The organism is Mycobacterium sp. 1245499.0 (assembly GCF_001673615.1).
GTDB lineage: Bacteria > Actinomycetota > Actinomycetes > Mycobacteriales > Mycobacteriaceae > Mycobacterium > Mycobacterium europaeum_A.
In genome coordinates this window covers 1-9315 of the sequence record NZ_LZMG01000243.1, presented here as the reverse complement: position 1 = coordinate 9315, position 9315 = coordinate 1, and the positions used below count along the sequence as shown (strand labels likewise).

Below are 9315 nucleotides of genomic sequence, written 5' to 3'. Positions count from 1 at the left end.
CTGGGTGAAGTGCACCAGGTAGCGCGCCGAGTTCTTGGCGTCGGTGTCCACATACACCCCGACGCCGCCGCCGGCGCCGGTGCGCTGCAGGATGCCGATGGCCCGGGCCAGCGCCTCGGCATCGGCGGCGTCGTCGATCACGGCCATCTCGTCGAGCAGCGGCCGCACGCCGCGGCGCTGCACGGTGTCCTCGTCGAGGAAGCTGGCATACAGGTCGCCGATGCGTTGCGCGTCGTCGTCGCCGGCGGCCGAACCCTGCCGGCTGGCCTCGACGATCAGGTCGCGCACCTGTTCCTCGGCGCGGTCATACAGCTGCCGGAACGCCCCGTCGGTCGCGCGGTCCGCCGGTATCTCGTATTCGGCCAGCCAGCGGCCGTTGACGTGACCGAACAGGTCGTCTTGGGGGCGGATGCTGTCGTCGACAAAGCTCAGGTCGATGCCCGAGCGGATGGCCGTATTCGTCACCCCGCCATCCTTCCATCTTTCCCGGGTGCAACGATCGGGCCATGTCCGACGGCGAGCGAACCGAGGCACCTGCTGATGAAGCTGTCGTCGACGTCGACCCCGAAGCCGACGTCGACGCGGACTCGAACGACGACGCCGACGCGGACGAATTCGAAAGCGATGGCGTCTTTTCCCATTACGGCGTCGCGTCCGCGGTCCTCGGGGTGCTGTCGGTGGCAGCGGTGGTGCTCGGCTCCGTCATTTGGTCCGACCACCGCGACCAGGTCGCCGAACGCGGCTATTTGAGCCGGGCCATGCAGACCGCCGCGGAGTGGGCGAACGTGCTGATCAACATGAACAGCGGCAACGTCGACGCCAGCCTGCAGCGGCTGCACGACGGCACGGTCGGGGAACTCAACACCGACTTCGACGCCGCCGTGCAGCCGTACAAGGCGGTCGTGGAGAAGCTGCAGTCCAAGAGCGCCGGGCGCATCGAAGCGGTGGCGATCGAGACCGTGCACCGTGACCTGGACACCCGGCCGGCGGGCGCGGGGCCGCCAAGAGAGATAGTCACCACCAAGCTGCCGCCGTTCGCGAGCCGCACCGACTCGGTGATGCTGATCGCCACGTCGGTCAGCGAAAACGTCGGAGCCAAGCCGCAAACCGTGCACTGGAACCTGCGGCTGGACGTCTCCGACGTGGACGGCAAGCTGATGATCTCCGGATTGGCTTCGATCAGGTGAGGATCCGATGAGGAACATCTGGCGGCTGTTCGCCTTCGACGTCGCGGCCCCGCTGGCCGCCATCGCGGCGCTGCTGGCCATCGGGCTGGTGCTGGGCTGGCCGCTGTGGTGGGTGTCGGCGTGTTCGGTGCTGATCCTGCTGATCGTCGAAGGCGTGGCGATCAATTTCTGGCTGCTGCGCCGCGATTCGGTCAGCGTCGGCACCGATGACGACGCGCCGGGGCTGCGCCTGGCGGTCGTGCTGCTGTGCGCGGCGGCGCTCACGGCCGCCGTCGCGACCGGCTACAGGCACTGGACCAGGGCGGACAGCGACTTCACCAACGACTCCCGCAAGGTCGTTCAGATCGCCACCGGCATGGCGGAGGCGATGGCGTCGTTCAGCCCCACAGCCCCGACCGATTCCATCGACCGAGCCACGGCGACGATCGTCCCGGAGCATGCGGCCGCGTTCAAGGAGCAGTACTCCAAATCCAGCGCCGATCTGGCCCAGCACAACGTCACCGCCCAGGCCACCACCGTTTCGGCCGGAGTCGAGGCGCTCGGACCGTCGGCCGCCAGCGTGGCGGTGGTCCTGCGGGTCACCCAGAACACCCCGGGACAGCCGCCCAGTCAGGCGGCGCCGGCGCTGCGGGTGACGCTGACCAAGCGCGGCGGCGACTGGCTGGTCGCCGACGTGCTGCCGGTGCGATAGATCAGTTGGCTTCGGCCGAGCGCGCGGACTTCACCTTGACGAACCGGTCCGACAAGCGCCGGATCCGGATCATCAGCGCGGCCGTCGGGCTGGTGCTGCCGTCCAGGTAGCCGTCCAGCTCCTCGGCGGTGACGCCGATGCGGGACGCGAATTCCTGCGGGGCGAGACCCGATCGGTCGATCAAGAGGCGCACGTGGCGGGCGACCTCGGCGCGTTCGTTGGCCTCTAAGTGGGTGCGGGCCCGCTCGAGCACCTCCCACAGCGCCTTGGCGATGCCGTAGGGCCGGGTGCCCTCGAGGACCTCTTCGACCTGGCGGGCGGTCCGCCCGTACGGGTCGCGCTTGAGCGCGCCGGCGATGCGCTTCCAGGTCGCGATGTCACCGCCCTGCAAGGCCGACCGGATGGCGGCCGTCGGCCAGAACTCCACCGGCTGCTCGGGGTCCTGGAAGGGCCCTCCAGTCGGTCCCCCGGGCTGCCCACTGCCGCGTTGACGCTGTTCGGGACCCGGCCGGTGGGGCGGCGGCGCGGAGCGTCGGTCGGGTGCCAACGTCACCTCGCCTCCTCCAGCATCGCCACGGCCACCGACAGGCAGCGCTGCCGGATTTCCTCCCAGTCCGAGCCCGCGTCGGCATCCGATTCCTGGTCTTCCGGGTGGTCGCAGGGGTTGGGATCTGCGAGTCTTCGGACCAACTGGGTGGCAATCCACTGCCGCCTGGATGATTTACAACAGTAATACCTGTCCATTCCGGCCAGCACCACCGCGGCGGTCTCGGGCTCCAATGAATCGACCATGTCTGCAAAGTCGGCATAATCGCGCCGACTGTTACGGCTCATGATCAGGTAGCCCTTCAGCCGCAGGGTCTCGGCACCGGTCGGAACCAGCAGCCGGTCACCGGTGGGCAGCTGCACGTTGGTGGTCTCCACCGGGCTGCGCCGTTCGTATTCGGGCCCGTCGCCGGCCCCGGCGGTGTCGTTCTCCAGCGCGTCGATCGCGACCGACAGGCGTCCGCGCCACAGCGTCACCGGGTGAACCGGCCGGTCGGTCCCGGCGATGGCCTTGGCGATGCCGTTGCGCGAGGCCAGCCCGCCGACCAGCTTCTTGGCCGCCAGGGAGCCGTTGGTGTGGCCGTTGGAGCCGGGTTTCTTGTCGGCCGCGCCCACGCCGACGCTGACCCGCTCCTCGCTGAGCGCGACCTGGTGGGGGATCTGCCCGGGACCCAGGCCGCGGGGCTGGTCCTCGTCGGTGCCGGAGACCGCCTGGGCGGCGTTGCGGCCGCAGCCGGTGAAGGCGAGCGGATCGGCCACGCAGATGGCGTCGGGGGCCAGCTGCTTGAGCTTCGCGGCGGACTTGAGCACCATCCGCAGGTCGGCGTTGGGCGCCACCAGCGCCGAGATGTCGTCGGGGATGACGACGACGTCGCCGAGGTCGACCTCGGGCAGCGGCCGGTCGAAGTCGACCGACGGCAGCACGCGCGACAGCCAGGGCGGCAGCCACCAATTCCACTGGGCGAACATCGCCATCAGCGCCGGCACCATCACCAGCCGCACCACCGTGGCGTCCACCGCGATCGCGACCGCGCAGGCGACACCGATCTCGGCCACCAGCGGCATGCCGGCGAACGCGAACCCGACGAACACCGCGATCATGATCAGCGCGGCGCTGGTGATGGTGCGCGCGCTGGTACTGACGCCGTAGGCCACCGCGTCGCGGGTGTTCCCGGAGTGCAGGAAGCGCTCCCGGATGCGGGTGAGCAGGAAGATCTCGTAGTCCATCGACAACCCGAAGGTCATCGCGAGCACCAGCGGGGGCACGGTGCTGTCGATCGAGCTGATCTGGGCGAAGCCGAGGTCCTTCAGCCACCCCCACTGGAACACCATCACCAGGCTGCCGTAGGCGGCGGCGACGGACAGCAGCGTCATCAGCACACCCTTGAACGCCAAGAACACCGAGTGAACCGACACCAGCAGCATCACGAACGCGATCAGCGCCACGATGCCCAGCACCAGCGGCTCGGTCTTGGACACCTGATCGTCGAAGTCCTTGATCAGCGCGGTCGGGCCGCCGACGTCCACCCGCGCCGTGCCCGCCTCGGGGATCTTGGGCAGCTGCGCGCGCATCCAGCCGACGGTCTCGCGGGCCTTCATGTCCTCGGGATCCACCGACAACACCGCCGAGAGCAGCGCGCTGCCGTTGTCCTCGGCGAACTGCGGCGGCGACACCGACACGATGTTGGGTGCCTGCGACATCCGCTGGCGGATCGCGCCGACGGTGTGGCTGTGCTCGGGGGAGGCCGCGCCGCCGTCGGGGAAGTTGATCAGCACCCGGACCGGGCCCAGCGCGCCGGGACCCAGCGCCTGGGCCGCCGCGCCCACCCCGGCGCGGATTTCGTGCGACGAGTCGAACTGGCGCAGCAGGCTGTTGCCCAGCACCATCGACGCGGCCGGCGCCGCCATCACGAGCAACACCAGCGACGCCGCCAGCGCCGACATCCACGGCCGGCGCATCACCCAGCCGATCCAGCGGTTCCAGAACCGGGACTGGGTGCTTTCGGGGCGGCGCGACCAGTGCAGCAGGGCCGACCGCTTGGCGGCCGCCCGGCCGAACGTCGCCAGCGCCGCCGGCGTCAACGTCGTCGAGGTCAGCATGGCCACGGCCACGGCCAGGATGGCGCCGGTGGCCATCGATTTCAGCGCCGGGGTGTTGATCACGTAAATCCCGGTGAGCGAGGCGATCACCGTCATCCCGGACAGCACCACGGCCAGCCCGGAGGTGGCCATCGCGGCGTCGACGGCCTCGCGGGGCTGCCGCCCGGTCCGCAGTTCCTCCCGGAACCGCATCAGGATGAACAGCGAGTAGTCGACGGCCAGCGCGATCCCGAACATCGACACCGTCGAGGTCACGAAGACCGACATGGTGGTGTAGGCGGACAGCAGATAGACCAGGCCCATGGTGACCACGACCGTGCAGACGCCCAGCGCCAGCGGGATGGCGGCGGCCGCCAGCGAGCCGAACACGGCGAGCAGCACGATCAGGATGACCGGCAGGTTCCATTTCTCGGCCGCGGCGATGTCGTGCTTGGTGTTGGCCGCGGCGGCGGCGGACAGCGCGCCCTGCCCGATGACGTAGAGCCGGACCCGGCCGTTGGCGGTCTGGCCGGGCTGGTCGCCCTTGATACCGACCTTGGTGCGCAGCTGCTTGGCCACGTCGCTGGTGTTACGGGAATCCAGCCGCACCGACAGCACGTAGGGCCGGTCCGGCTGCGGCGGCCGCTGGGTGGGGTTGGGGATCTCGGTGGTACCGGGGATGCCGGCCGCGATCTGCCGCAGCTGCGCGACGGCGTCGTTCATGTCCTGGTAGCTGGCGTCGGGACGGGGTGCGGCCACCAGCGCCAGCGACGACCCGCCCTGATCGTGGTAAAGCTCCTCGAGCTGGTCGTGGACCGCCAGCGACTGCGATCCGGCCACGTCGAACCCGCCGCCGGTGAGATTGCCCGACTGTGTCAGCGCCAGATAGACGGCGGGAACCAATGCCAGCAACCAGCCTGTGAAGACCAACCAGCGGTACTTACGCAGGCTGCGGCTGAGGCGCATCATTAACTGCTGGATTTTTCCGCTCCCCGGTTCTCGCGTAACGCGTGTTGGCGACGATACCGCAGCAGGCTGTGGATTATGCGGGCTTATCTAGTTCCTGAGCTGCGACGACGGTGTTGTTGCCAAGACGCTGCGAAGACGTTGTGAACTGGTGACCAAGCGGGATTTCGATCACATATCCCGTCAGGCGCTTTGTTCGGACTGGCAGCGGTGATATCGGCGGTGGCAGGATGTCGGATGGCCCGCGCGGCCCCGGGGGATTCGGGGATGCCTGCGCTGAAACGGGCCGTCTGTTGCAGCCGTTTGCGAGGCGCCCATCCGGCGGTCCGTCGCAAACTCGAAGGAGTTACCCATGACGAGAGCCACCGCTGGACGGGGTCGCAGAATCTTCGCCGGGCTGGTCGCCGCCGCGGTGCCCGGAGCGGCCGCGGCGGTGTTCGCCGGCGCGCCGGCGACCGGCGCGAACGACCCGTGCGCGGCCAGCGAGGTCGCCCGGACGATCGGCTCGGTGTCCAAGTCGATGGGTGACTACCTTGATTCGCACCCGGAGACCAACCAGACGATGACCTCGATGCTCCAGCAGCAGGCGGGTCCGCAGTCGGTGAACGGGCTGAAGTCCTACTTCGACGCCAACCCCAAGGTGGCCGGCGACATGACGTCGATCGCCCAGCCGCTGACCAGCCTGTCGCTGCAGTGCAAGCTGCCGATCTCCATCCCGCAGGCGCTGGGCATGGTCCAGCAGGCGCAGGGCGCGGCCGGTGGGCTGCCCGCGCTGCCGGCGAACCCCGCGCCAGCGTCGCCGTTGGGTGGGACCACCGGTGGCGCCCCGGCGTCGCCGCCCGCGGCGACCAACCCGCTCCCGGGTCCGCCGCGGGGGAACACCGTCGGCTAGGGCTGGCCGTCCGTCTCCGGATTGCGATCGGCCGGGTTTTGATCTGCCGGATTCCGGTCCGGCGGTAACGGCCCCTGCAGCGCCGCCTCGGTCGGGTCGGCCGCGGTGTTGCCCGCGAGCGGGACGACGGGCAGCGGACCGGTGATCGGGTCCTCGTCGGAGTCCGTGACGTTCTCGGTGCGGAACACGAAGAAAAACACCACCCAGCCGATCGCCGAGATGAGCAGCCAGCTGATCAGCCGGTAGATCAGCATCGCCGAGATCGCATTGGGCAGCGACATCCCGCTGGACACCAGGCCGGGCACCAGCACCGCCTCGACGATCAACAGCCCGCCGGGCATCAGCGGGATCGTGCCGACCGCGCGGGCGGCCGCGTAGGCCACCGTCAGCCCGGCCACCGAGGCGTGGTCCCCGGCGGCGTAGGCGGCAAACCCCAGGCAGGCGACGTCGGCGATCCAGTTGAACATCGACCAGCCGAACGCCACGCTCAGGTCGCGCCGGCCCAGGCTCACCGACTCCAGCTGCATCAGCGTCTCGCGCCACTTGTCCAGGCCGGCCTCGGCCGGCCTGCCGCGAACCGAGTTGACCCACGCGAGGACCCGGCTGCCGATGCCGTCGATCAGCTCCGGGCGCGACGCGACGGCCTGGGCCAGCAGCAGCAACGCCACGAAGCCGCCGAGGGTGAACAGCAACGAGAACGGGTTGTTCTTCGCGCCCAGCAGGAAGGCGCCGCCCAGGCCGAGCAAAGCCAACCCCACCGCCTGCAGCACGCCCGACATCACCAGCTGCCACGACGCCACCACCGTCGAGGCGCCCCAGAGCCGCTGCTGGCGGAACAGGAAGGTCGCCGACAGCACGGGCCCGCCGGGCATCGTGGTGCTCAGCGAATTGGCGGCGTAGAAGGCCGCCTCGGACCGCAACTGCTTGACATGCACGCCCGCCGACCTGAGCAACGTGCGCTGGATCTGGGCGAAGCTGTGCATCGACGCGGCCGCCGCCGCCACCGAGGCGAGCAGCCACCACCAGTTCGCCTCGTACAGGCTCATCCAGGCCTTGGCCAGCTGATCCCAGCCCAGCGAAACCTCGACGGCGAGCACGATCGCTACCGCGCCCAGGATCACCCAGCGCGCCCACCAGTACTTCCCGCGCGGGGTCTCGCCCGCGCAAGAAGGCGGGAGCACCTCCCGCGGAGGTGTGGTTTTATCGGCGGGTGCGTCGTGCGGCACGTGATTTAGGGTAACGGTGCAGGTGGCGCCGGGATCGCTGCGCATCGCCTACCGTGTCCCGGACGTTCCGGGGTCGTAACCGGATCGTGCCGACGGTGATGACTCCGGGCGACGCGCAGGCGCGCGCGGACACGGCCGGGACACGTTTGACGGCGCCCCGCTGCGGATAGGCTGGCCCAATGTCAGCAAACGTCGACGATGCCTCGGTCGAACCCCTTGTCCGCAAGACCGCCGCCTGGGCCTGGCGTTTGCTCGTCATCCTGATCGCCGTGCTCGCCCTGCTGTGGGTGGTGCAGAAGCTGGAAGTCATCGTCGTTCCGGTGCTGGTGGCGCTGCTGCTGAGCGCGCTGCTGGTGCCGGTGGTGGACTGGCTGGACAAACGCGGCATGCCCCGCGGTGGCGCGGTGGCGCTGGTGTTGCTGGGTGGCTTCGCCATCCTGGGCGGCATCCTGGCGTTCGTCATCCTGCAGTTCATCGACGGCCTGCCCGGCCTGACCGAACAAGTGACCCACAGCATCGAGTCGACGCGCCGCTGGCTGATCCACGGGCCCGCGCACCTGCGCAACGAACAGATCGACAGCGCGGGCAACGCCGCCATCGAGGCGCTGCACAACAATCAGGCGAAGCTGACCAGCGGCGCGCTGTCCACCGCGGCCACCGTCACCGAGCTCGTCACGGCGGCGGTGCTGGTGCTGTTCACGCTGATCTTCTTCCTCTACGGCGGCCGCAACATCTGGCAGTACGTCGTGCAGATCGTCCCGTCGCACGTGCGGCACCGGGTGCACGAGGCCGGCAACGCCGGGTACGGATCGCTGATCGGATACGTGCGGGCCACCTTCCTGGTGGCGCTGACCGACGCCGCCGGGGTCGGCACCGGTCTGGCGATCATGGGCATCCCCCTCGCGCTGCCGCTGGCATCGGTCGTGTTCCTGGGCGCATTCATCCCGCTGGTCGGTGCCCTGGTCTCGGGCCTGGTGGCCGTCGTGGTCGCGCTGCTGGCCAAGGGCATCGTGTACGCGCTGATCACGCTGGGCCTGCTGATCGCCGTCAACCAGATCGAGGCTCACCTGCTGCAACCGCTGGTGATGGGCCGCGCGGTCTCGATTCACCCGCTCGGGGTGGTGCTCGCCATCTCTACCGGCGGCGTGCTGGCCGGCATCGTCGGCGCCCTGCTGGCGGTCCCGACCGTCGCATTCCTCAACAATGCGATCCACGTGCTGCTGGCACCGGACCCAGAGGCGGAAGCCGAAAAACAGACCGAGGAAGCGGACGAGCAGACCGCGATCCTGCAGGCCGAACCGGACCAGCCCGAGAACGCATCCGGCTGAGGCCCAAGACTTTTCGCTTGCGCCGGGTGACCGGCTACAGCCGTCCCTCGCGGCGCAGCAGATCCTGCGCGGACAGTCCGCCGCCGGAGCGTCGGCGTTGCCGGGCCGGGTCGCCGTTTTCGTTCTGCTCGTGCGCGTTCACCTGCTCGCTGGCCGCGTTCGGGTCATTCGGGCCTGAGCCCTCCGACCGCATTTTCGGCAGGGCGGTGGTGGGTTCGGCGGCGTCACCGTCCTCGGAACGGTTGCCGGGCACCGGAATGGCCCGCGTCTGATCGCCGGACGGCGGTGCCGCCGGACCGGTGGCCGGTGGCCGGTGGGGGGTCTGCGGCGGCGCGGAATTGGTGGCGGGGCGTGGGTCGGCCGGCCGGTCACGGCCGGGTGCGCCCGGGCCGCCCTGCGC

At 69.7% G+C, this 9315-nt stretch carries 7 protein-coding genes and 2 pseudogenes; 4 read left to right on the top strand and 5 right to left on the bottom strand.

Annotation, left to right across the window (positions count from 1 at the left end; genetic code table 11):
- Positions 1-465, bottom strand: a pseudogene (locus A5646_RS13870) (peptidase M13); the annotation flags it as partial.
- Positions 466-506: 41 nt separating this feature from the next.
- On the opposite strand from A5646_RS13870, the gene A5646_RS13865 reads away from it, so the two are divergent.
- Positions 507-1187 (top strand): hypothetical protein, encoded by a 681-nt coding sequence (locus A5646_RS13865; RefSeq protein ID WP_066872097.1) that lies wholly within the window; start codon positions 507-509, stop codon positions 1185-1187.
- A gap of 7 nt (positions 1188-1194) precedes the next feature.
- A complete protein-coding gene (locus tag A5646_RS13860) occupies positions 1195-1878 on the top strand; it encodes a hypothetical protein (protein WP_067022107.1) in 684 nt (227 codons plus the stop codon).
- Position 1879: 1 nt separating this feature from the next.
- On the opposite strand, the gene A5646_RS13855 is transcribed toward A5646_RS13860, so the two are convergent.
- Together A5646_RS13855 and A5646_RS13850 are read right to left on the bottom strand one after the other, a co-directional pair.
- Positions 1880-2431, bottom strand: a complete 552-nt coding sequence (locus A5646_RS13855) for a hypothetical protein (protein WP_066872104.1) — start codon at positions 2429-2431, stop codon at positions 1880-1882.
- Entirely contained in the window at positions 2428-5472 is a 3045-nt protein-coding gene (locus A5646_RS13850; RefSeq protein WP_067022105.1) for an MMPL family transporter, read from the bottom strand. Before A5646_RS13850 ends, A5646_RS13855 begins: the two co-directional genes overlap by 4 nt.
- A gap of 349 nt (positions 5473-5821) precedes the next feature.
- On the opposite strand from A5646_RS13850, the gene A5646_RS13845 reads away from it, so the two are divergent.
- Entirely contained in the window at positions 5822-6361 is a 540-nt protein-coding gene (locus tag A5646_RS13845) for a hemophore (protein WP_067022103.1), read from the top strand.
- Here the strand turns inward: A5646_RS13845 and A5646_RS13840 are convergent.
- Positions 6358-7587 carry a YbhN family protein gene (locus tag A5646_RS13840; protein WP_067022108.1) on the bottom strand — a complete coding sequence of 410 codons (1230 nt, stop codon included), beginning with the start codon at positions 7585-7587 and terminating at the stop codon, positions 6358-6360. The genes A5646_RS13845 and A5646_RS13840 overlap by 4 nt on opposite strands.
- A 179-nt stretch (positions 7588-7766) precedes the next feature.
- On the opposite strand from A5646_RS13840, the gene A5646_RS13835 reads away from it, so the two are divergent.
- Positions 7767-8915 carry an AI-2E family transporter gene (locus A5646_RS13835; protein ID WP_067022101.1) on the top strand — a complete coding sequence of 383 codons (1149 nt, stop codon included), beginning with the start codon at positions 7767-7769 and terminating at the stop codon, positions 8913-8915.
- A 34-nt stretch (positions 8916-8949) separates the two neighbouring features.
- On the opposite strand, the pseudogene A5646_RS29915 reads toward A5646_RS13835, so the two are convergent.
- Positions 8950-9315, bottom strand: a pseudogene (locus A5646_RS29915) (hypothetical protein); the annotation flags it as partial.